General features: G+C 35.4%; 17 protein-coding genes and 3 tRNA genes. 17 read left to right on the top strand and 3 right to left on the bottom strand.

What is annotated here, in order from left to right; all coding sequences use genetic code 11:
* The first annotated feature begins 50 nt into the window (after positions 1-50).
* The 9 genes from IPZ78_RS11230 to IPZ78_RS11270 all read left to right on the top strand — a co-directional run bounded on the left by IPZ78_RS11230 (position 51) and on the right by IPZ78_RS11270 (position 9,224).
* Positions 51-1,070, top strand: a complete 1,020-nt coding sequence (locus IPZ78_RS11230) for a glycosyl hydrolase family 18 protein (RefSeq protein WP_225553722.1) — start codon at positions 51-53, stop codon at positions 1,068-1,070.
* A gap of 90 nt (positions 1,071-1,160) precedes the next feature.
* The gene (locus tag IPZ78_RS11235; RefSeq protein WP_225553724.1) at positions 1,161-2,993 is read left to right on the top strand and encodes an outer membrane protein assembly factor BamB family protein; all 1,833 of its coding nucleotides are present in this window, start codon (positions 1,161-1,163) and stop codon (positions 2,991-2,993) included.
* A gap of 627 nt (positions 2,994-3,620) precedes the next feature.
* Positions 3,621-4,436, top strand: coding sequence for an N-acetylmuramic acid 6-phosphate etherase (gene murQ, locus IPZ78_RS11240; RefSeq protein ID WP_225553725.1), 816 nt, complete (start codon positions 3,621-3,623; stop codon positions 4,434-4,436).
* Positions 4,437-4,451: 15 nt separating this feature from the next.
* Positions 4,452-5,939 (top strand): sodium:solute symporter, encoded by a 1,488-nt coding sequence (locus tag IPZ78_RS11245; RefSeq protein WP_225553729.1) that lies wholly within the window; start codon positions 4,452-4,454, stop codon positions 5,937-5,939.
* A gap of 244 nt (positions 5,940-6,183) precedes the next feature.
* Entirely contained in the window at positions 6,184-8,169 is a 1,986-nt protein-coding gene (locus IPZ78_RS11250; protein WP_225553730.1) for a putative porin, read from the top strand.
* A 147-nt stretch (positions 8,170-8,316) separates the two neighbouring features.
* Positions 8,317-8,394: transfer RNA gene (locus IPZ78_RS11255), tRNA-Val, on the top strand.
* A gap of 10 nt (positions 8,395-8,404) precedes the next feature.
* Positions 8,405-8,482: transfer RNA gene (locus tag IPZ78_RS11260), tRNA-Val, on the top strand.
* 10 nt (positions 8,483-8,492) lie between these two features.
* Positions 8,493-8,567 (top strand) — tRNA-Val (locus IPZ78_RS11265).
* A 96-nt stretch (positions 8,568-8,663) separates the two neighbouring features.
* A complete protein-coding gene (locus IPZ78_RS11270) occupies positions 8,664-9,224 on the top strand; it encodes a hypothetical protein (protein WP_225553732.1) in 561 nt (186 codons plus the stop codon).
* Positions 9,225-9,692: 468 nt separating this feature from the next.
* Here IPZ78_RS11270 and IPZ78_RS11275 read toward each other — a convergent pair whose 3' ends face one another.
* On the bottom strand, positions 9,693-10,139 hold the full coding sequence (locus IPZ78_RS11275) for a hypothetical protein (RefSeq protein WP_225553734.1): 447 nt from the start codon (positions 10,137-10,139) through the stop codon (positions 9,693-9,695).
* Between the two features lie 567 nt (positions 10,140-10,706).
* On the opposite strand from IPZ78_RS11275, the gene IPZ78_RS11280 reads away from it, so the two are divergent.
* Both IPZ78_RS11280 and IPZ78_RS11285 read left to right on the top strand, forming a co-directional pair.
* Positions 10,707-13,976 (top strand): SusC/RagA family TonB-linked outer membrane protein, encoded by a 3,270-nt coding sequence (locus IPZ78_RS11280; RefSeq protein WP_225553736.1) that lies wholly within the window; start codon positions 10,707-10,709, stop codon positions 13,974-13,976.
* 13 nt (positions 13,977-13,989) lie between these two features.
* Complete coding sequence (locus tag IPZ78_RS11285) at positions 13,990-15,759, top strand: RagB/SusD family nutrient uptake outer membrane protein (RefSeq protein ID WP_225553739.1); 1,770 nt, start codon at positions 13,990-13,992, stop codon at positions 15,757-15,759.
* A 50-nt stretch (positions 15,760-15,809) separates the two neighbouring features.
* Here the strand turns inward: IPZ78_RS11285 and IPZ78_RS11290 are convergent, their stop codons facing one another.
* Positions 15,810-16,331: an NADPH-dependent FMN reductase gene (locus tag IPZ78_RS11290; RefSeq protein WP_225553741.1), complete on the bottom strand. Its 522-nt coding sequence runs from the start codon at positions 16,329-16,331 to the stop codon at positions 15,810-15,812.
* A 206-nt stretch (positions 16,332-16,537) separates the two neighbouring features.
* Between IPZ78_RS11290 and IPZ78_RS11295 the strand changes: the two genes are divergently transcribed.
* From IPZ78_RS11295 to lepB, 5 genes are read left to right on the top strand one after another with little or no spacing between them, the layout of a single operon-like run.
* Positions 16,538-17,338, top strand: coding sequence for a ParA family protein (locus IPZ78_RS11295; RefSeq protein WP_225553743.1), 801 nt, complete (start codon positions 16,538-16,540; stop codon positions 17,336-17,338).
* Positions 17,338-18,252: a ParB/RepB/Spo0J family partition protein gene (locus IPZ78_RS11300; protein ID WP_225553745.1), complete on the top strand. Its 915-nt coding sequence runs from the start codon at positions 17,338-17,340 to the stop codon at positions 18,250-18,252. Before IPZ78_RS11295 ends, IPZ78_RS11300 begins: the two co-directional genes overlap by 1 nt.
* On the top strand, positions 18,252-18,992 hold the full coding sequence (locus IPZ78_RS11305; protein WP_225553747.1) for a DUF5683 domain-containing protein: 741 nt from the start codon (positions 18,252-18,254) through the stop codon (positions 18,990-18,992). The genes IPZ78_RS11300 and IPZ78_RS11305 overlap by 1 nt, the downstream gene beginning before the upstream one ends.
* A 13-nt stretch (positions 18,993-19,005) precedes the next feature.
* Positions 19,006-19,749 carry a 4-hydroxy-tetrahydrodipicolinate reductase gene (gene dapB, locus IPZ78_RS11310; protein ID WP_225553749.1) on the top strand — a complete coding sequence of 248 codons (744 nt, stop codon included), beginning with the start codon at positions 19,006-19,008 and terminating at the stop codon, positions 19,747-19,749.
* A gap of 49 nt (positions 19,750-19,798) precedes the next feature.
* Positions 19,799-21,238 carry a signal peptidase I gene (gene lepB / locus IPZ78_RS11315; protein WP_225553751.1) on the top strand — a complete coding sequence of 480 codons (1,440 nt, stop codon included), beginning with the start codon at positions 19,799-19,801 and terminating at the stop codon, positions 21,236-21,238.
* 69 nt (positions 21,239-21,307) lie between these two features.
* Here lepB and IPZ78_RS11320 read toward each other — a convergent pair whose 3' ends face one another.
* On the bottom strand, positions 21,308-22,027 hold the full coding sequence (locus tag IPZ78_RS11320; RefSeq protein WP_225553753.1) for a pyridoxine 5'-phosphate synthase: 720 nt from the start codon (positions 22,025-22,027) through the stop codon (positions 21,308-21,310).
* Positions 22,028-22,167: 140 nt separating this feature from the next.
* Between IPZ78_RS11320 and cdaA the strand changes: the two genes are divergently transcribed.
* Positions 22,168-22,962: a diadenylate cyclase CdaA gene (gene cdaA, locus IPZ78_RS11325; protein ID WP_225553754.1), complete on the top strand. Its 795-nt coding sequence runs from the start codon at positions 22,168-22,170 to the stop codon at positions 22,960-22,962.
* Positions 22,963-23,002 lie beyond the last annotated feature (40 nt).

Genomic DNA, 23,002 nt, shown 5'->3' on the forward strand with positions numbered 1-23,002 from the left:
GCTTCTTTTTTTATGGATAGGAGGCATATTACAATTTTAAAACAGTATTTATGAAAAGAATATTATTGTATATAACACTTTTATCAATTTTTACTTCATGTAAAAGGGAAGTGGTTTGGGTTCCAGATGGTTATGGTGCATCCAAGGTCGAAAAGCCTACAGGGCAATATGTCGCAGATTTGTCTTTTAAAAGAATTGCGTATGCGTATCATAATTCGGTCGTAGCCAATTTCGATTCAACAAAATTGAAATATATTACTCATTTACATTTTGCCTTCTTAAATCCTAAAGAGGATGGTACTTTATTAACATTAACCAATCAGGCGAATTTTGAGGCATTAAATAAGTTAGCAAAGGACAATAAGGTGAAAACTGCATTTTCTATTCAAGGAAATGAGTTGGTTTTTAGGACAATTGCCGCTAATGAACAGACTCGTAAGCAATTGGTAAAAAGTCTAGTTGAGTTTGCTGTTCGTTATGATTTGGACGGTATCGATTTGGATTGGGAATACCCTAGAGCTAATCATGGTTCGGATGTGTCTTTTGAATTATTAACACAAGAATTGTCACAAGAATTACATTCATGGCACAAATATTTAAGCATGGCGGTAACTCCTGGTATTTATGCGGGTGCGGTAAAGGATGGTGTTACAAAGGGTGCCATAGATGCCGTTGATTTTGTTAATCTGATGGCTTATGATGGACGAGGAGTAGATCCTGCTAACCTTAATCATCATTCTACTTATGTGATGGCGGAAAGAGTAATCAATATTTGGCTTAACGAAAAAGCTGTTCCAAAAGAAAAAATAGTGGTTGGAATCCCTGTTTATGGCAAAAATGTTTCGAATACGTCAATGACATATAGAGCATTACTTGCGGCAGGTGCTGATTCCGATTTAGATGAATTTACTGTTTCTGGAAGCACATATTATTTTAATGGTATACCAACCATTAAGCAAAAAACCCAATTAGCAAAACTCAAAGGTAATGGGGTGATGTTTTGGGAGTATGGTCAAGATGCGGTTGGTGATTTATCATTATTGAAAGCATCATTTGATGCTAGCAAATAGTTTGTTAAGGTTGATTTTGGCTTTGTTGACTCATTTTGACTCACTTTTGAATAATATAGGGGTATCTTTGTGTACCCTTAACATTTACGTATGAAAAGATTTTTATTAGCATTTACTTTTTGTTTGTGCATTTCAAATTTATTTGCTCAAACCTCATTCAAATTTGCACAGATTACAGATACACATATTGGTGGACATAGTGGTGAAGAGGATTTACGAAGAACAGTAGAAGATTTAAATAAACAGCAAGATATTGATTTTGTAATTCTTTCAGGTGATGTAACAGAATTTGGTTCTGAGGAAGAGTTAAAACTTGCTAAATTAGTGCTGGATGGTCTAAAATTGCCACTTTATATTGTTCCTGGAAATCATGATAGTAACTGGTCTGAGAGTGGAGCGAATTCATTTCGTAAAGTTTTTGGAGGTGAAACTTTCTTTTTTGAGCATAAAGGCTACCAATTCATAGGAACTACTTCGGGGCCTAATATGCGTATGAGTCCTGGGCAGATTCCTCGTGAAAATATCGTTTGGCTGGATTCGGTATTCAAGGCTAATCCAAATAGAGAAATTCCATTGATTTCTATAAATCATTACCCATTAGATTCATCATTGAATAATTGGTACGAATTGGTTGATAGATTGCAAGCTAGAAATATTCAGTTTGCATTATGTGGGCATGGACATGCAAATAAATTGTATGATTGGGATGGAATACCAGGTGTAATGGTACGATCTAATCTACGTGCAAAATCAAATGTAGGAGGTTATAACATTATTACATTAACAAAAGACTCTGTTTTCTTTCAAGAGCGTAATCCTGGTATATCGACAAAAGATGCTTGGCTGAAATTACCTCTTCAAAAGTTAGCTTTTAATGGACACTATAAGCGCCCTGATTTTAGCTTGAATAATTCTACAAGAGTAAAAGTTGCTTGGGAATATGTAAATGACGGTGATTTAGGTGCTGGTATTAGTTCGGATGGAAAATTAGCTTTTACAGCAAATACGATCGGTGAGTTATTCGCTTTGGATATTAATTCAGGTAAGCGTCGATGGGTGTTTCAAACCAAAGGAAAAGTGTATTCAACGCCAGCTGTTTCTAAAGGTATCGTAGTGGTGGGTTCATCAGATAATTATATTTATGCTGTTGACAGTAAAACAGGAAAAGAACTGTGGAAAGTAGAGGCTAATAAGGCAGTCTTAGGTTCACCAACTATTTATAAAGGTAATGTATACATTGGAGCTTCAGATGGTGTTTTTAGATGTGTAAATCTTAAAACAGGTAAGATGGTTTGGACATTTGATCAAGTGAAAAATTATGTTTCTACACTACCTACGATTGCAGATGGGAAAGTAATATTCGGCTCTTGGGGCAATGGGTTTTATGCTTTAGATGTCAATACCGGGAAATTAGTGTGGGAATGGAATAATGGACATGCAAATAGAATGTTTTCAGCAGCAGCATGCTACCCTGTAGTCGCAAATAATCGTGTTTTCATCGTTGCTCCAGATCGATTTATGACTGCTTTGGATTTGAAAACTGGAAAGGTCATTTGGAGAGAGAAGAAGGATGATGTTCGTGTACGCGAATCTATGGGCTTATCGTACGATAAGAAAACTGTGTATGCGAAAACGATGGATGGCGAATTAATAGGTGTGCCAGTAACAGCAAACCAAATGGATGTTGCGTGGAAGTCTAAACTAAAATTGCCCTATGAGCTAACTCCTTCTGCAATATATAGCAATAAAGGTTTAGTTATTGTGCCTAATAATTCAGGATTAGTGTCTGCGGTCCATCCAAAATCTGGAGATGTTGTTTGGCAATATAAAATTTCTAACGGCATGGTGAATCCAACTTTAGTGACTGAACAATATATCATAGCAAGTACAATGGATGGTAAAATAGTTAAGTTATATTATTAATCTCAAAAACTTGGAAAAAGTATTAGCCTTACTACTACAAATGTTTGTACTGTATTATGGTTATGCACATTAGCAATTATGCATTAGACAAGGTGTTTCTTAGCCTGGTCAATATCTGTTGTAATCTCTTGGAGAGATAGAAGCCGATTATTGCTGTCTAAGTAAGAATTGATTTTAGATTTGAGGAGGAAAGTGGAAGGATTAAATCATATTGGAGTACAACACGGATAATTTTTCATATCTCTATTTGAATGGTATAATAAAAAAATTGTAGATTGGTCATCTGAAAGAGGATATCCAATGTATAATTTTGCCCTAGGCTTAAGAACGCTAGCTTATTAGACCTATCATGCATGGGGTTAGATATATGTCTTTAGCAAATTTGGACCAATTATTTGAATACGAGAAGAGGACAATTAGACGGGTTTACTATTTTAATATGCATCGGTACGGATATTAGACGTACCGATAAATTCTATTTTCAAGCTGGAAGAAATTATCTCTAGGTTAGAAGCTGAAAAATATAATTTTGTTCCGCTTGATAAATTATGGTTGCGTTTTTTTGCGTGTTTTGTAAAAAAGTCGCATATTTACGATGTTATAACATGAATTTAGATTTCGATATAGATGGTTAATACAACAGAGAAGGATTCGAATTATCAAGATTTGGACAAAATGACTGTCCTTGAGTTGCTTACGAATATTAATAAAGAAGATAAAACAGTGCCTGACGCTGTTGAACGTGCCATACCTCAAATACAAGCTTTGGTAAAAGTTGCGGTAGAGGGTATGAAAAAGGGAGGACGGATCTTTTATATAGGTGCTGGTACAAGCGGACGTTTAGGGGTTTTGGATGCGTCAGAATGTCCCCCGACATACGGTGTTCCATTTGATTGGGTTATTGGTCTTATTGCTGGTGGCGATACTGCTATTCGCAAGGCTGTAGAATTTGCAGAGGATGATATGCAACAAGCTTGGAAGGATTTAGATGAATATGTGATAACTGAAAATGATATTATTATTGGTATCGCAGCATCAGGTACTACTCCTTATGTGATTGGTGGATTGAATGAAGCAAATTCACGTGGTATAACGACAGGCTGTGTTGTTTGTAATGGTGGCTCTCCAATTGCTGCAATTGCTAAATATCCAGTTGAGGCTATTGTAGGTCCTGAGTTTGTGACAGGATCAACACGTATGAAGTCTGGAACAGCACAAAAATTAGTGTTGAATATGATCAGTACTGCAGTGATGATTCAATTAGGGAGAGTGAAAGGAAATAAGATGGTGGATATGCAATTGTCTAATCACAAATTGGTAGGACGTGGTGTGCGTATGGTGATGACGGAGACAGGTGCAGAAGAAACATTGGCAGCTGAGCTATTAGAGAAATTCGGAAATGTAAGACAAGCGATCGAAGCATTTAATCAAAAACAATACTAAACATAAAGACTACATATGTCACCTATTATATTATTATCATTTTTAGTCATTTACTTCGCCGTATTGTTGGGAGTATCGTATTTTACTTCTAAAGGTTCGGCTGATAATTCCACTTTTTTTGTCGCTAATCGTAACTCGAAGTGGTATATGGTGGCTTTTGGGATGATTGGAACAGCCTTGTCTGGTGTTACTTTTATATCTGTTCCGGGAGCTGTCGGAGCTTCTAACTTTAGTTATTTCCAATTTGTACTAGGTAATGCTGTAGGTTTTATAATTATAGCTTATGTGCTATTGCCTCTATATTATCGTATGAATTTAACCTCCATTTATACCTATTTGGAGGAAAGATTTGGTCATTTAACGTATAAAACAGGCGCGGCTATTTTCTTGATCTCCAGAACAATTGGGTCTGCCTTTAGATTGTATTTGGTTGCGATTGTATTACAACATTTTATTTTTGATGCTTGGAATATTCCTTTCGTTATTACTGTTACGATTTGTTTGCTTTTGATTTGGTTATATACAAATAAAGGTGGTTTGAAAACTATCATCGTTACAGATACATTACAAACTACATTCTTAATTACAGCGGTAATTTTGTCTATATATTTCATGGCAAAAGGCTTAGATTTTGATATAGTTGAGACATTTGAAGCTGTAAAGGAAAGTAGTTATTCTCAAATATTCTTTTGGGAAGATTTTGTTGGTAGTAAAGCTAATTTTTGGAAGCAATTCTTAGGTGGTGTGTTTATCACAATTGCTATGACAGGTTTGGATCAAGATTTGATGCAAAAGAACTTGTCGATGAAAACTATTAAAGAGGCACAAACGAATATGATTACTTTCACCTCAATATTCGTTGTTATCAATATTTTCTTCTTAGCGGTAGGGGCTTTGTTGTATATCTATGCCGAGAGAAATGGAATTGATGTCTCGACTTTAGCAACACGCGATTACCTATATCCAGAAATCGCATTAAATCACTTAGCTATCGTTCCAGCGATAGTATTTATGATGGGATTAACAGCTGCTACTTTTGCAACTACAGATTCAGCACTGACAGCCTTGACTACGTCATATTGTATAGATTTCTTGAATTTTAATAAAAAGGAAAATCCAAATGACCCTGCCTTGGTAAGACAACGTAATTATGTGCATTTCGGTTTTTCAGTATTGATGTTGGTTGTGATATTAATTTTTAAATTAATTAATGATGACTCGGTAGTGAATGCAATCTTTACTGCTGCTAGTTACACATATGGTCCATTATTAGGATTGTTTATATTCGGATTGTTTACGAAACGAGCAGTCAACGACAAGTTGGTGCCATATATTTGTGTGATATCACCATTGATATTATTCTTGTTAAATACTTATGTAATATCCGTATATACTAATTATGTAATTGGATTGGATTTGATTATTCATAATGCTTTAATTACCGTTATATTATTGATGATTACTTCCCCAGGAAGAGCATCAGAGAAGTCATTATCGCATTAATAACTATCATTTTTTTTAATAGCAAAGGGTTTTCAGTTTAATATGAAAACCCTTTGCTATTTTATGGGAATGACATTTCCTTAAATGATTATTTCAAGACAAAGTACTAGAATACTTGCATTTAAAAATGTCTTAATATATGTTTAAATTGGATTACATTTGTCAAGATGTTAAAAGAGTTAATTGAGCTATAATAACATCTTATTTTATTTATTTTTGCGAGTATATATATTTTGATCATTAGATGAGTAGTAATTTTTTGCGTAGCTTTTTAAGTATTGTTTTTGCATTTGCTCTGATTTTTTCGGTTCAAGCTCAGGTCGATGATGAATTTAGTTCTGCATTAGATTCAGCTCGAGCAAAGGAGGATAATAAGAAAGATTCAGTAGTTTTTTCGGCTAAATATGTTCGATTTGCTACATTAAATATGTTGAAGTATGCGACCTATACACAACAAATCGATACGAGCCATCATAATTTTCAATATTACAATCAACAAAATCTTCCTTGGAATCCAAGTATTAACCTTGGTTCATACGGATTGGCTACACGAGATTTATTATTCCAACCTAGTAAGACAATTGGTTTTCAGCCAGGATTTCACGCTTTAGAACGGTATTTACTTACTTCAGATTCAGTTCGGTATTATAGAGCTCGTGCTCGGTATTCTGAGTTGTATGCTGTAGGTTTCTTTTTTGCGGATCAAGTGTTCAAAGTGAAATTAGCCCAAAATATCAATCCCAATTGGAATATAGGTATAGATTATCACGCTACTAATACAGAAGGATATTTCTCTAATCAAGATTATTCTGATCGAAAGGGGACAGTTCATACCTGGTACGAATCACCAAGCAAGCGTTATAATATGCTTGCTAATGTTACATTCAATAAGCTAGATGCTACAGAAAATGGTTCGATTATCAATGACTCTTTGTTTCGTGATGATAAGGTAAGTTCTTGGTATTCAGTTATTACAAAGTTAAATAGGAAGCTTGATGCAAGACCATACAACAAATGGAATGACAATAGTTTCTTCTTACGTCAGTCTTATTATATTGGACGTATAGATACGGTGAATAATGGGGAGCCTGAGATGGAAATACATCCTACCAATGCAATAGCGCACAACACACATGTCCGTCAGCAGCGTTTTGTGTTTTATAAAAATGAAGACGATACCTACAGTGCTTTTCCGTACGGCAATTACCGCGAAGTACATGATACAACGAAGGTTACTACAATTTCAAATGAATTGACATACGCTTTCTATTTACGTCCAAAATCCTTACTCAAAAACGAGGCGAAATTGAATGTAGGCTTTCAAAATGATTTAATTTGGTATGCAGATAGCATCTCCACAGATTTTTATCAAAATTCTTCCGTAAAAGGAGATTTAAGTTATAAGTTTTCAGATAGGATAGATTTTAATGTAGGCGTGAATCAAATAGTAGTTGGTCATAATTTTGGCGATTATTTGTATGAAGCAAAAGCTGATATTTTGATTGGAGAAAACGTGGGTAAAATATCTCTAGGAGCTTATTCACAAAATAAATCTCCTGAAATGGTATTTAGCCGTATGAACTATACGTATCATCAATGGAACAATGATTTAGAAAAGACGAAAACGCAGAATCTTTCATTTGTATATAGCAATCCTAGAGTACGATTCAAGGGGCGCTTGGAGTATTTTCTTATAGACAATCATACATATTTCAAAGAGATTGATAATCCCAACGATGATGCGCGATTTGATAGAGTGATAGAGGCTGCACAATACGGAAAACTAAATCTTTTAAAAGCTACAGTTGAACAAAATTTCAAATTCGGTAAATTTCATCTTGATAATCGCGTAGTTTACCAAAAATCTGATGCAATGGATGTAATTGCTACTCCAGAGTTATATACGTGGCATAGTATCTATTATGATTCTAGATGGTATGATGTTTTGAATATACGTATAGGTGCAGATGTTCGTTTCAATACGCCATTTGTCACGCCTTCATATTCTATTAGTACAGGTCAGTTCTATAATACCAATACAAGTTTAGAATTTTCAACCTATCCGATTGTAGATTTTTGGGCCACAATGAATATCAAACGAGTGAATTTGTTTATCAGTAACAATTTTACCAACCAATATTTGTATCCTAAAGGCTATTATTCTGTACGTCGTTATCCAATGAATCCTGCAAACTTTAGGTTTGGCGCTTCTTGGAAATTTTACGATTAAAAATTATCTGTCTTTTTACTAGTAAATTACGTTTTAACATAGTAAAAAAGTTAGAAAAACATTTTGAAACTTAAAAATTAGGGCTATATTTGCACACGCAATCAGGATAAGGTTGCATTGTTCTGATAAAGAATTAAAAAAATGTTTGGAGAATTAGCTCAGCTGGTTCAGAGCATCTGCCTTACAAGCAGAGGGTCACTGGTTCGAATCCAGTATTCTCCACCAAACATTCTACGGAGAATTAGCTCAGCTGGTTCAGAGCATCTGCCTTACAAGCAGAGGGTCACTGGTTCGAATCCAGTATTCTCCACCAAACATTCTACGGAGGCTTAGCTCAGCTGGTTCAGAGCATCTGCCTTACAAGCAGAGGGTCACTGGTTCGAATCCAGTAGCCTCCACACTACAAATGAAAAGCATCAAGAAATTGATGCTTTTCTTGTTTTTAGCCAATTGATAATTATTTTTTTTTTCTTATATGTGATGATGGGTTTAATATGAAACAAATTATACTGCTATTAAAAAGACCTGAATATTTATTAGAGCTTTCAGTATTCATTCCAATTCTATTTGTTGTATTTATAGCTGGTTCTGTAGATAGTGGGCCATTTTTTGTGCCTATATTTTATGGATTATATCTATCCTTTTTGTACAAAGATAGATTAAGAAATCAATTTCTATTTTTTGTTGTCCCCATTGTTTTCTTTGTGATTTTTATTACTATAGGAGGTTTATTGCTAATATCTAAATTTATTGATTCTTCTGTATCAATAAAAAATGAAAATGTATTTCTAGTTTCATTGCTTACCTGTTTAGTTGGAGGGTGGTGTTCATGGCTAATCTTATTTACCTTGAAGTTGTTGTTTCGTGTAAGATTAAAAATAATCTATTTTATAATTTCAGCAATTCTAGTTGCTCCACCATATTTAATGGATTTATCGCCAACCCAAGAGGCGACCTCAGGGTATTTTTATCTTATTTGGAATGCAGGAATGTCAGTAGTGGTTTGTTTGATGTTTTTTGACAAAAATGTATATAGTAAAAGTAGAAAAATCTAAAATAATTGATTCCTTTTCCAAATGACCATTTACAGCTGAATAGGAGGTTGCTGATTTTATGTATAAACTAGATAATGATATAGGTAGGTTTGAAATTATTTAATTTTTGACTTTGTAAATCAATGGGCTTTGTTATGAATGTAGATAGGCGTTTGCCTCATCATTTACACAATTACAAATAATTTATATTTAGACAAAAGTATGAGGTTGTATGTACGGAATCATTTGGAAAAAAGCTGGAAGAGAAGAGTAATGATTAAAAACTTATAGATTCAACAGGTTCATGATATTCCGACATTTAGTCGGAAGTTGTCACTGTTTTAAATCGTTTTTTCACTCTAACAACAAAGCATCAATTAATTGATGCTTTGTTGTTAGAGTGAAAAAACACACAGTTTTTTTCTTATCCTGAAGTAATGTTAAAATATCTTTTAATATTAGGACTAGATTTTTATATCACTGTTTTAGCTACCACTGAATCCTCATCTTGCCAAGTACTTTTCCATTTCGAGTGTTTTCGATATCGACCATCTTGCCATGATCTTTATAAAAAATAACCTTAAGTTGATCTCCTACACGAATTTCAACGGGATTATTTACACTTTTAATAGTTCCTTCATTAAGGACGGTTAATTTACCAGCTTTGTAGTTATCCTGTATGTTTTGTGGTAGATTCAATAATGAGCCAATTGTTTCAGTTTTAGTCCCATTTTTTCTCGCAAAACTCACTAGCATATATCTTGTACCCGCTTTATCAGTTTTTCCGTCACTGCCTCTCACGTGAACGTTAAATTTGATACGATCTCCTGCTTTCGGTATAATAGTCTTACCTGGTTCAACTTTACCTGTGTATGCAAAGTTTACTGTCTGAGCCGAAGCACTAATGGATAATGCCGTAATTATACAAAGCATCATAGTTAAAAAGAATGTTTTTTTCATATTATAGATTTTAATAATTGGTTATTCTAGGATTGTATTGGATTAATCCCAAGAATTTGAGCAAAACTATGTATTATTTTTGATATTTCAAATTCGTAAATATCAAAGCTGATTTTAAAATTTATCGTCTATTAATTAAGTGCTATTTTTTCAGTGATGAACGATAAAAGTATAATTAGAGTACTGGATTTGGGCAAAGTTTTTAATCATGAATTACCTTTACAAAAAATATGTTGATAAGCGGTGATGCTATATGCGTAGTGCATGTATGCTAAATGCTGTAGCATGAATTGTTAATTAAAGTGGCAAAATTTATATCTTCCATCCCTATGGTTTGAACTGAAAATTATTCTTTAATACAGTCTCTTTGTTGTTGTTCATTTGCTAATGAATCTGGTGTTTTTTTTGAATATGATGTTGTGCTATCGATTGATATTTTTATTCCTATACCTAAATGCTAAATAAAATTTTGAATTGATATTACTTTTAAAGTAATTATTTGTAAATAACTAACTTACCTATCACAACTAACAAGAATAAATTATGCTCAAAAAACATCGTAAATCAATGGCACAAATACCTATTGGGATTTTAGGTATTTGCACCTTAAGTTGCTTTATTTCTACTCCAATTCACACTTATGCCTTTCCAAAGTACAATAATTTTCAGCAAGCTTTTATTGAGGGCAGGGTGGTTGACGCGCAAGGGAATGCTATCTCTGGTGTGACAGTTACATCAAGCTTAGGCAAGTCTACGTCTACAGGAGCGGATGGAAGTTTTAAAATTCAAGCAAATGTAGGAGAAATATTAACGTTTAAAAGTGTAGGTTATACTTCTCAAGGGGTAACTATCCAAAATGAAAAATCTAATATTATAACATTAATTGAAGATGTTGATAGTTTAGAAGAAGTTGTAGTGGTAGGATATGGTAGACAACGTAAGGGGAATATTACTGGTGCGATATCATCTGTCAATGCAGATCAATTAAAAAATATAGCACCATCAAATTTGTCAAATACCCTGGCTGGACGCGCTCCAGGTGTTAACGTTACCAATACCTCTGGAATGGCAGGGGCTTCCTCTTCATTGCGTATTCGTGGTAGTTTTGCAGAACCATTGTATGTAATAGATGGAATTGTACGAGACAAGGCAGCCTTTGATGCCTTAGAAGCGAACGAGGTTGATCAAATGTCGTTTTTGAAGGATGCAGCTACAGCCGCTGTGTATGGTACACGAGCTGGTAATGGTGTTGTTGTGGTCGTGACTAAAAAGGGAACAGCACAAGATCCTGTGTTTAATGTGCAGAGCAACTATACGATTGGTGCTCCGACACAAACATTATTAGCTGATATTACGACTGCGGCGGATGAGTTAACATATCAGAATCGCGTGTCCAAGTTTCAGTGGGAAAGAGGTAGTAAGTCAACACCTTGGGTCGCACCAAATGGTGAGCGGGAGTTTGATTATTTTAAAGATAAAGTTTATAGTGTTAATGATATGATTTGGAGGAATCCATTTAGTCATAGACAGTCTATATCTTTGACAGGAGGTGGTGATCGTATTACGTATTATAATCTATTAAGTTATAGAAAGGAAAATGGTTCTTACAAATCACTTGATCATGAAAAATTTAATTTAAGATCGAATGTAAGTGCTAAAGTAACGGATGACTTCAGTATCGATGTCAATATTGCCGCTACTCAAACCAATTCAAAGCGTTTTTATTGGCCTTTCAGCACATCTTCAGCAGATGATGATTTTGATGTGTCCGATTTTTATCGCGTTACATTCAACTGGCCCAAAATGTATCCATTCTATTTAAATGCGGATGGATCTCCAAGTTCTACTCCAACAGAGTATCCTGTTCAGACACCAATGGGGAGTTGGCAAGCGTGGAATGTAATCGATCAAGTAATGGGTAATCGATATATTGATCGTAAAGTTCGTCAAGTAAACCCGATTATGACGTTAAACTATAAATTGGACAAACTTGTTGATGGATTATCTACAAAAGTAGTGGGTAGTTATGTTGCAGATGATTACATGCGTAAACGTTTTATGACGTTCCAAAAGAACTATACTTTTACTGCATTGGATGCAAGTGGAAATAGATTTATACCTGCGGCACCAAGCGAAGATAAAATCAATATTTTCACTTTTAGCCAAGCTCAACCTTTTATGGATTACACACCAGAGCGTGAATGGGAGTATCAATTCAACTGGTTTTTGAATTACAACAAAAAATTTAATCAACATAATGTGGATGCAATGTTGGTGTATGAACAATACAAATTTGGAGGCACATATGTAAATTCTAGAGCTGAAAATCCAATCATTAGTTTGGATCAAATGTTTATGTATCCCTCAGATCGCACCATGCGTTCTACAAGTGCTAGCGAGGCTGTAGATGCGCGTCGAGCTGTGATTGGCAGGGTTAATTATAATTTTGCGGATAAATATATAGCAGAATTTTCGTTCCGATACGATGGTTCACCATTGTTTCCGAATGATAAGCGCTGGGGTTTCTTTCCGTCAATGTCTGCTGCTTGGCGCATATCCGAGGAAGATTTTTTTGCGAATGCAAAAGAAGTTTTTAATGATTTGAAACTTAGAGCTTCATTCGGTACTACAGGAAATAATCTTGACGTCAATGCCAATAAAATTGGACAGTTTAATTACTTAGAAAAATATGCTCCGTCTGGTGGGTATATTTTTGGCGATCGATACTACAATGGCATCACATACGGAGCTAATCCTACTCAGAATTTAACTTGGACTACTTCAAGAAGCTATAATCTTGGTCTTGATTTCGCTTTGTTGAGTAATAAGCTGTCAGGTAATTTGGATGTATTTAAAAGAGAAGAGACAGATATTTTGGGGGGAAGAAACCTAATCGTTCCGGATAATTATGGTCGTACGTTAGCTCCAGAAAATTACGCTGGTAGAAGTTATAAAGGCGGTGAATTTTCTCTTGGATGGAATGATCGAGCTGGTGAAGTTTCTTATGGGGTCTCTGCGAATCTTGGTTATGCAAAAGATCGTTGGAATATATATGATGAAGAGCCTGCTTATGGAGTTGGACGAGAACAAAACTTTAGGTCACGAATTGGTCTTCCAGAGAATAGGTTAGTTGGTCTTGAGGCTGTTGACCTTGTGCGTACCCAGTCACAATTGGATGAATTATTAGCCAAAGGATTTAAAACATATGGACGAGATCCATATTTAGGGATGATTCTTTATAAAGATAATAATGGAGCAAATTATTCTGGAGGTCCTGATGGTAAAATAGATGATAATGATATGGTAATGTTGTCTGATGATAATACACCTCGTATAAATTATGGTTTAGGGTTAAATGCCAGCTGGAAAGGATTGTCTGTGTCTGCATTATTACAAGGGGTGTTAGCTTATGATCGTATGATTAGTAATCAAGAGGGTGGTGGTATGCGTCAGCATGGCGGTACTTTTAGACCCTATTATCCTATTTGGGCAGGCGATGTTTGGACAGAAGAAAATCCAAATGCTGCTTATCCACGTGTAGTAGGCTCAAACTGGGCTGAATCAGGAACCAACAATTCAAGTTTCTGGATTAGAAATGGAGCTTATCTGCGATTAAGGGATTTAAATGTTTCATATGCTTTGCCTGCAAATGTGGCAAATGCAATGAAAATTAAAGGAGCTAGTGTATTTTTTAATGGAACAAATTTATTTGTCTTTTCTGAAATGACAGAATTCCATGATCCAGAACAAAAAATGTATGATTCATATCCTGTAATGAAAACGTTTACATTAGGTCTAGATGTTAAATTTTAATAGAAGTTAAGTTATGAAAAAAATATTTTATCCGATTTTAGCACTAGTATTGACAACCACATCTTGTAAGGATGTGTTGGATATAGCTGACTTAAATTCTGTGGACGAAAGCAAAGTATGGAATGATCCAAATTTAGTCAACGCTTACTTAGCTAATTTATACCCGTTGTTTGGGAACTGGAGTTCTGGTGCAGATAATAATTCCGATCAGTTAATAGGAATAAATTTTCCATTGGACGCTGTGACGGTTAATAATACCGCTTATAAAGCATGGGATTACACGACAATTCGTAAAATCAATACCGCTATTCAAAAGGTGAACCAAAGCACCGGTCTTAGTGAAGAGGTGAAAAGGGATGTACTTGGTCAGGCGCTGTTCATGCGCGCGTACGTGTATTTTAATATGGTTAAGCATCATGGAGGTGTGCCTTATATTACAGTACCACAGGATTTAGAAAAGGATGATTTGGAAACTCCTCGTAATTCAACAAAAGAATGTTTTGAATTAATAGTGAAAGATCTGGATGAAGCGGTAGGTCTCTTGCCTACTACTATTGAAAAAAGCTCTTCAAATTATGGTAAAATTGATGGTAATTTTGCAGTTGCATTTAAAGCAAAAGTGCTTCTGTATAAGGCGTCTCCACAATTTAATCCCACTAATCCCTACGGAAATGCGTATTGGGCTGAGGCTAATGTTGCAAATAAGGCTGCTTATGATCGCTTGACTGCTAATGCCTATAGCTTAACATCAGATTATTATAATATTGCGCTACAAGAAAAGGGACCTGAGGTGATTTTTACTGTAATAAATACCTATCCAAACAAAGTTGCTGGTTATGATTATGGTGTTCGTCCTGGTTCTGAAAGTAGGGGCGCAGCGAGTGCAGTTCCGGCTTGGGAATTCGTCAAATCATTTCCAATGAAAGATGGTAAAATGTATACTGACCCTACGAGCATCTACCATAAAACAGAAGCTCAATTCTTGCAATCCTACTGGGAAAACCGTGATCCACGTTTTAATAAATCTATCGTATGGAATGGTAAGATTTATGAAGTTTCTGGCAAAGCTGGAAAAAGACAATATACAAGTGTTGGTATTGCGCCAGATCTAGATAATTTTGGCCTTAATCCAAAAGCGCAAACTCCTTCTGAGAATATGAATCGTTACAGTGGATTCTTTATTTTAAAGAATTCTAAACTTTCGCTGAAGCAAACAGAAGTAGAGACTCAATATGATGTTGATTTCGTGCTGATGCGATTTGCAGAAGTTATATTGAATTATGCGGAGACGGCTAATGAAACGGGGGATTTAAATACAGCTATTGACTTGTTGAAGAAAATTCGTCAGCGTGCAGGTATTGAAGCGGGTTCAAATGGAATGTATGGCATTGTTGCTAGTACAAAGGAGCAAATGCGTGCAGCAATATTAGCTGAAAGAAATATTGAATTTTGCTTCGAGGGACATCGTTTTTGGGATTTAAGAAGATTGCGAAAATTGGATGTGTTACACAATAAAACTAAATTCGGTGTAGAGGCAATTGCTATTAATGGTGATGGATCTGAAATGGACTTAGATGATGCAGCTGCGTTGGCTAAAACCTATCAATTGAAAGAAAATCAATTTAAATACAGTTTGTTGCAAGTGCCTCGTACAGGTGTTCAAGTTAATTTATTGCCAGATACCTACTACTTTTTTCCGATTGCTCAGTCGGTAATAGATAAAAACCCTAAAATATTGCAAAATAAAGATTGGGGAGGTTCTTTTGATCCGACAAATAATTAAATAAGTATAGTATACTAAAACAAGCATCAAGAAATTGATGCTTGTTTTTTTTAATAACGTACAATCTCTTCAATCTGCTCGTTAATAAAATTTATTGTAATAGGGTCGATAAACAATCCATCGCTGTTTAGTTCGTTTTGTACATGAGCGATGTGGATTTTTAAAGGAAGAACATGCATACGCATATAATTGCATACACCTGTGAAATGATCAACGCCTCTGATGTTACCGTATTTTCCGTTCGAAACTCCAACTAAAGCCGCTTTTTTATGGTGAAACGAGGTGGGGTATGAACAAGCATCTACAAAAGACTTCAATACTCCAGGATAACTTCCATTATATTCAGGGATTATAAAAATAAACTTTCTAGCTTCTGAAACTTTGGCTTGAATGCGAGCGAAGGTGTCTGAACGCTTTCCATATAAATCTGTAAATAAGATGTCATGAGGCAGGTCTTCTAAGGAGAATATTTCCCACGGTTCGCTCCTGCGTAATAATTCTTCTTTATAATAGTTAGCTACTTTTAAAGAGTTACTACCCAGTCTATTTGTGCCTGATATAATTAAATTCATTGTGATGTTGCAACTTATAGTAATCGAATGACGATTTGTCTAATGGTAAACCATTTTTTTGTATCTTAGCATCCTGAGTAATAGTGTCAGGAAGTTTTCAAAAATAGTAAATTTAACATCATTTAAGTATTTAGTACGTATTTCAAATGTTAATTTTATAAGAGAACTACAATTGATAGTACAAAATTGTAAAGGTTCGGTATCTCATGGGAAAAATAATTGCAATAGCAAATCAAAAGGGCGGTGTAGGGAAAACAACAACTTCAATAAACCTAGCCGCAAGTTTGGCTGTCTTAGAATATAAAACATTGCTGGTGGATGCAGATCCACAAGCAAACTCCACTTCGGGTATTGGTTTTGACCCTCGTGGTATCAAAGCTAGTGTTTACGAGTGTTTAGTTAATGATTTGAATCCTCGTGATGCTATCAAAGCAACAGATACACCATATTTGGACTTGTTGCCTGCGCATATTGATTTAGTAGGAGCGGAGATTGAGATGATCAATCTGAATGAACGTGAGTACAAGATGAAAAAAATGTTGGAGGAAATTAAAGATGATTATGATTTTATCATCATTGACTGTTCACCATCATTGGGTTTGATTACAATCAATGCCCTTACGGCATCTGATTCTTTGATCATCCCTGTGCAATGTGAGTATTTCGCTTTGGAAGGTTTGGGTAAGTTGTTAAATACGATCAAAATCGTTCAAAATCGATTAAATACCAATTTAGAAATCGAAGGGATTTTACTGACGATGTATGATGTTCGTTTGCGTCTATCTAATCAAGTCGTTGAAGAGGTACGTACACACTTTACGGATTTAGTTTTCGAAACGATTATCCAACGTAATACGCGTTTGAGTGAGGCGCCAAGCTTTGGTATTTCAGTAATTATGCACGATGCTTCATGTAAAGGTGCAATCAATTATTTGAATTTGGCTCGAGAGATTTTACAAAAGAACGGATTGGTAGAACATAATAAAGAAGAAAAAGCAATCGTATAATGGCAGCATTACAACGTAAAACAGGATTAGGTAAAGGACTTGGTGCGCTATTGCAGGATGATTTGAAAGTATCTCCTAGTACTACTTCCCGTGAGATTGGAGACACAGCAGCACCTTCTGCAGGTAGTATTAATTTCATAAAAATTGATCAAATTGCGGTTAATCCTTTTCAACCACGTACCGATTTTGATGAGAATGCTTTAAAAGAGCTTTCTGAATCCATCGTATTGCAGGGATTAATTCAGCCTATTACCGTAAGACAAGTAAGTAAAAATCAATACCAACTCATCAGTGGTGAACGTCGTTTGCGCGCTTCGATGCTAGCTGGCATTACAGAAATACCTGCTTACGTACGTACAGCCAATGACCAGCAGATGTTGGAAATGGCGTTGATCGAAAATATTCAACGTGAAAATTTAAATGCGATTGAAGTTGCGTTGAGTTTTCAGCGTATGATTGAAGAGTGTAGTTTGAAGCAAGAAGAATTGGGCGATCGTGTATCGAAAAACCGTTCTACTGTAACGAATTATTTGCGTCTATTAAAGCTGCCTCCAGTAATTCAAGTTGGTATTCGTGACGGTAAAATTTCAATGGGACATGCACGTGCGCTAATAAATGTTGGTGATATTGATAAGCAATTATTCGTTTATCAAGAGATTATCGATAAGGACCTATCAGTGCGTATGGCCGAGATTTTAGTTCGTAATATTCAAGAGCAGCTGAAGCCTAAAAAAGGTAAGGGAGTAGGCAAGCAGTTGGATTTTCAATATCAAAAAATTGAAGACGATCTAGCGTCTAAATTTTCGACTCGTGTACGTTTGAATTTGAAAAATACACGTGGTAAAGGTGCTATTGAAATTCCTTTTGATTCGGAAGATGACTTAAGCCGTATATTAGAATTGTTAGATTGGTAATGTCCAAATATTTATTATTTATTCTTTTTTTACTGTTTTCGTTGGATAGCTTTTCTCAAGCTGATTCGACGAAAAAAGTTGTTTTAGATACAACCGCTTTGAATGCTATGGATAGTGTCAAGGCGACACAAGATACCGTTAAGAAGAAAGAAACGCGTGCAGAACGAAAAGCCCGTGAGAAAGCCGAAAAGGAACGTGAAAAATATTATTATAAAGATATTTTAAAAGATTCGACCAGATTAGCTATCGAGGAACTTTCTAATAATGCATGGAGAAGGTCATTGATTGCACCCGGATGGGGGCAGATTACTAATGGTGGTAAATACGTTTGGATAAAGTTGCCTATCATTTATGGAGGATTGATAGCCGGATATATGACCTTTGATTTTTGGAATTGGCATTATCAAAAATTTGTAAAGGAAGCGGCTTATCGTATGGATCACAATGGTGAATCTAACGATCCTGATTTGGAAGGTTATCAAAGTTTGGATGGTTTGATTCGTTCAAAGGATAATTATCGACGTAATCGCGATATGACCATTTTAGTTACCGTTGGATGGTGGGGCTTGAATGTCTTAGAAGCTTATGTTGACTCTATGCTTCGATTCCGATACAATATTGGTGATGATTTGGGATTCAAAATCACACCAACGATGTTGCCAACATCTAATTTGGCATATAATATGAATATTGGGCCTCAATTTACTCCAGGAGTAAAATTGACCTTTAATTTTAAATAGATAAACCTTAATTATGAAAATCGTTATATTAGGCTATGGCAAAATGGGGCAATTAATTGAAAAATTTGCACTCAAAAGAGGTCATGAAATAGCGTTAATAGTAGATGCACACAATAGAGAAGACATTACGGCAGATGACTTGAGAGATGCTGATATAGCTATCGACTTCAGTATGCCGGATGCTGCACTAGAAAATATAAGCCTTTGTTTTGAAGCTGATTTGCCTTTAGTTGTAGGTACTACAGGGTGGTATGAGCATCTACAAGAAGTAAGAGAAACATGTATTGAAGCTAATCAATCTTTATTATATGGCTCTAATTTTAGTATTGGCGTGAATATTTTCTTTCATATTAATAGATTGTTGGCTAAGGCGATTAGCCCTTATCAACAATATGATGTACAAGTAGAAGAAATTCACCACATCCACAAGTTGGATGCACCAAGCGGGACAGCGATCACTATTGCGGAGGGAATCATTGACAACAATGAAATAAAAAAATCTTGGGTAAATCAAGTGGTGGGCTCTGATGAAGAGGTGGTCAATCAGCCAAGTGAGCTATTAATTGAGAGTCTTCGTATAGAGGAGGTGCCAGGCACACATACCGTATTGTATAGTTCTGAGGTTGATCAAATAGAGTTCAAGCATACAGCACATAATCGTGATGGATTTGCTTTAGGCGCAGTTGTAGCCGCAGAGTGGTTGTATGGTAAAAAGGGTTTTTATCAAGTTACAGAAATTTTTGATTTTAACAAATAGACATTTAAAGCCTTATAGTAAAGAGGTAAAGTGTTACAAATATTAAAATATGTGGTATATTATTTTTGTCGTTTTAACAATTGTTGCTCATTATGGGCTGTTTCTATTGTTTAAAAAGGCCGGTAAACAAGGCTGGGAAGCTTTTATTCCTTTTTATAATGTATATGTGATGACACAATTAGTTGGCAGACCTACGTGGTGGCTTGCTTTACTATTGGTGCCAATTGTCAATATTTTTGTCTTTTACAGTCTGTATTTGGATTTGATGAAAGCCTTTGGCAAACAGCGTTTTTGGGAAACTGCAGCTGCGGTTATAGTTCCATTTATTGTGTTACCACTGTGGGGCAATGATGCTGCTGTAAAGTACAGAGGTCAACCTACTACGGAAGAGTTTAAAAAGAAATATCCTTATAAAAAATCTGTTGGTCGTGAATGGGCAGATGCGATTATATTTGCAACAGTCGCAGCATCATTGATTCGTGGATTTTTGATTGAAGCCTATATGATCCCAACGGGTTCGATGGAACGTAGATTGCTAGTTGGAGATTTTCTTTTCGTAAGTAAGCTAAATTATGGGCCACGTATTCCAAATACACCATTGGCTTTTCCATTTGCGCACCATACCATGCCATTGATAGGAGGTAAAGCTTATTCTGAATGGATAAAAATTGATTATAAAAGATTGCCTGGTTTTCAAAATATTGAACGGAATGATGTTGTTGTTTTTAATTACCCAATGGAGGCGGATGAACCATTCAACCGTCCTGTTGATAAACGTGAAAACTACATCAAACGCGCAGTAGGTATTCCTGGAGATGAAATTATGATGAAGGATGGTAGATTGGTTGTAAACGGTAATCAACAATATATTTCAGATGATTTACAAACATCGTATATCGTAATTGCAGAACCATTTGGGATTTCGCAAGACATATTAGTTAAAAAACGCTACGATGTGGATTTGGAAAATACAGATCCATCTCAAGGTTTTTATGTGCTTCATATCACAGAAAAAGAGGCAGAAGATGTCCGCTCTTGGTCTAACATAAAAGAAGTGAAAGAAGTGATTTATGGAACAGATAATGAGAATTACGCTTCTTTCCCTAACTATAACTGGAATGAAAGAAAATGGACATATGACAATTTTGGACCTATCAAAGTACCAGCAAAAGGATGGACTGTGAAGTTAGATCACTGGACATTACCATTGTACCAACGAGCTATCACTGTTTATGAAGGTAATACGTTAGATGTCAGTGGAAATGATATTCTTGTAAATGGCCAAAAGACTGATTCATATACATTTAAAATGGATTACTATTGGATGATGGGTGATAATCGTCATAATTCTTACGATTCACGTGGCTGGGGGTTTGTTCCAGAAGATCATATTGTCGGTAAGGCCCTGTTCACATGGTTGAGTTACGATAAAGATGGTTCGTTCCTATCAAAAATTCGTTGGAACAGAATTTTCAAAGGTATTGAGTAGTTTACGAATACTTATAAAAAAGAAAGGTCGGATCATTTGTAATCCGACCTTTCTTTTTTATAGCATTACTTAAGCTTTTAACGCTGCTAAATATCTTTTAATAGTTTCTTCTAATCCTAAATATAGGGCATCTGAAATCAAAGCATGACCAATACTTACTTCCATTAAATCTGGAATATGTTGATTGAAAAAGGCTAGATTATTTAAATCTAGATCATGCCCTGCATTTAATCCTAAGCCCACTTCGCGAGCTTTCACTGCAGCATGGAAGTAGGGTTCGATAGCTTTTTCTTTATTAAAGCCAAATTCAGCAGCGAAGCCCTCAGTATATAATTCCACACGATCAGTACCAGTCTCAGCAGCTGCTTCAACCATGTCTTCAATTGGATCTACAAAAATAGAAACTCGGATACCTTCTCCTTTGAATATTTTAACCATTTCTTGTAAATACGTTTTATTATTAATCGTATCCCAACCATGATTTGACGTTAATTGTCCTAAGGTGTCAGGAACTAACGTCACCTGTGCAGGTTTATTGGCCAATACTAAGTCAACGAATTTTTGTTCTTGACAGTTTCCTTCTATATTAAATTCGGTACTAATTTCTGCTTTTAAATCATATACATCTTGGTAACGAATATGACGTTCATCTGGGCGTGGATGTACGGTTATACCCTCTGTTCCAAAACGCTCACATGCTAATGCTGCAGACACCAAGTTAGGTACATTGCCACCTCTAGAATTACGTAATGTGGCAATTTTATTGATATTCACTGAAAGTCTAGTCATAGTTTATCGTATTATATACAAATGTAATTAAACTTTGGCACTTGTTAATTTTGAAATAGTAATCATATATCGTGAGAATTGTTGATTATATTCAAGGAAGACTAAGATATATTATCATATTTTTTTAAATTGCATATTAAATGGATGGAATAAACTTCAATATATTAGAGGGGTTTCGATTGTTAGATATCATTGATATCTTATTGGTAGCTGTAATTATATACTATATATATAGTCTTATAAAGGGTACGATAGCTGTTAATATATTAGTTGGAGTTGCTCTGTTTTACGGGATATATTTAGTGGTAAAGCAGTTAGAAATGAGGCTGCTAACAGAGATTTTTGGAGGGTTTATTTCCGTAGGTTCCATTGCGTTAATTGTCGTTTTTCAACAGGAAATACGTAGATTTTTGTTGCACATCGGTAAGAATATATCTATTCGACGTAAAAAATTCTTTCTTAGTTTTATTGGCAACAAGCGAAATACACATGAAGATCACTCGGAGCATATCAAGATTATTGTTGACGCCTGTCGCAGTATGTCCAAGGCAAAGACGGGTGCGCTACTTGTTTTTTCTCGACATTTTGATGAAGAGTATTACCAGTCTAGTGGTGAGTATATTGATGCACCATTATCCAAGCGTTTGCTAGAAAGTATTTTCTTCAAAAACAGTCCTTTACATGATGGCGCGGTTATTATTGTTGATTTTCGCGTTATGACAGCAAGTAGTGTGCTGCCTCTATCGGAGAGCGAGGATTTACCTCCTCATTTTGGCTTACGTCATCGTGCGGCTATCGGAGTTACTGAAGTTTCAGAGGCTGTAGCTATTATTGTATCCGAAGAAACAGGAGAAATATCTTTTGCCAAGGAAGGTAATATTAATATGAACTTAAGTGCAGAGGAGCTGGAATCATTACTGAAAGAGGAATTGTAGTTTATTGAACTTAATTCCTGAAATAACAATAAACTCCGAA

Source organism: Sphingobacterium bovistauri (genome assembly GCF_020295405.1).
Classification (GTDB): Bacteria; Bacteroidota; Bacteroidia; order Sphingobacteriales; family Sphingobacteriaceae; genus Sphingobacterium; species Sphingobacterium bovistauri.

What these genes read in the sequence shown, in the direction of transcription:
- lepB (WP_225553751.1), top strand. Translation starts at nt 19,799, where the DNA reads ATGTGGTATATTATTTTTGTCGTTTTAACAATTGTTGCTCATTATGGG.
- IPZ78_RS11270 (WP_225553732.1), top strand. Translation starts at nt 8,664, where the DNA reads ATGAAACAAATTATACTGCTATTAAAAAGACCTGAATATTTATTAGAG.
- cdaA (WP_225553754.1), top strand. Translation starts at nt 22,168, where the DNA reads ATGGATGGAATAAACTTCAATATATTAGAGGGGTTTCGATTGTTAGAT.
- murQ (WP_225553725.1), top strand. Translation starts at nt 3,621, where the DNA reads ATGGTTAATACAACAGAGAAGGATTCGAATTATCAAGATTTGGACAAA.
- IPZ78_RS11285 (WP_225553739.1), top strand. Translation starts at nt 13,990, where the DNA reads ATGAAAAAAATATTTTATCCGATTTTAGCACTAGTATTGACAACCACA.
- dapB (WP_225553749.1), top strand. Translation starts at nt 19,006, where the DNA reads ATGAAAATCGTTATATTAGGCTATGGCAAAATGGGGCAATTAATTGAA.
- IPZ78_RS11245 (WP_225553729.1), top strand. Translation starts at nt 4,452, where the DNA reads ATGTCACCTATTATATTATTATCATTTTTAGTCATTTACTTCGCCGTA.
- IPZ78_RS11320 (WP_225553753.1), bottom strand. Translation starts at nt 22,027, where the DNA reads ATGACTAGACTTTCAGTGAATATCAATAAAATTGCCACATTACGTAAT.
- IPZ78_RS11300 (WP_225553745.1), top strand. Translation starts at nt 17,338, where the DNA reads ATGGCAGCATTACAACGTAAAACAGGATTAGGTAAAGGACTTGGTGCG.
- IPZ78_RS11290 (WP_225553741.1), bottom strand. Translation starts at nt 16,331, where the DNA reads ATGAATTTAATTATATCAGGCACAAATAGACTGGGTAGTAACTCTTTA.
- IPZ78_RS11275 (WP_225553734.1), bottom strand. Translation starts at nt 10,139, where the DNA reads ATGATGCTTTGTATAATTACGGCATTATCCATTAGTGCTTCGGCTCAG.
- IPZ78_RS11235 (WP_225553724.1), top strand. Translation starts at nt 1,161, where the DNA reads ATGAAAAGATTTTTATTAGCATTTACTTTTTGTTTGTGCATTTCAAAT.
- IPZ78_RS11230 (WP_225553722.1), top strand. Translation starts at nt 51, where the DNA reads ATGAAAAGAATATTATTGTATATAACACTTTTATCAATTTTTACTTCA.
- IPZ78_RS11250 (WP_225553730.1), top strand. Translation starts at nt 6,184, where the DNA reads ATGAGTAGTAATTTTTTGCGTAGCTTTTTAAGTATTGTTTTTGCATTT.
- IPZ78_RS11280 (WP_225553736.1), top strand. Translation starts at nt 10,707, where the DNA reads ATGCTCAAAAAACATCGTAAATCAATGGCACAAATACCTATTGGGATT.
- IPZ78_RS11295 (WP_225553743.1), top strand. Translation starts at nt 16,538, where the DNA reads ATGGGAAAAATAATTGCAATAGCAAATCAAAAGGGCGGTGTAGGGAAA.
- IPZ78_RS11305 (WP_225553747.1), top strand. Translation starts at nt 18,252, where the DNA reads ATGTCCAAATATTTATTATTTATTCTTTTTTTACTGTTTTCGTTGGAT.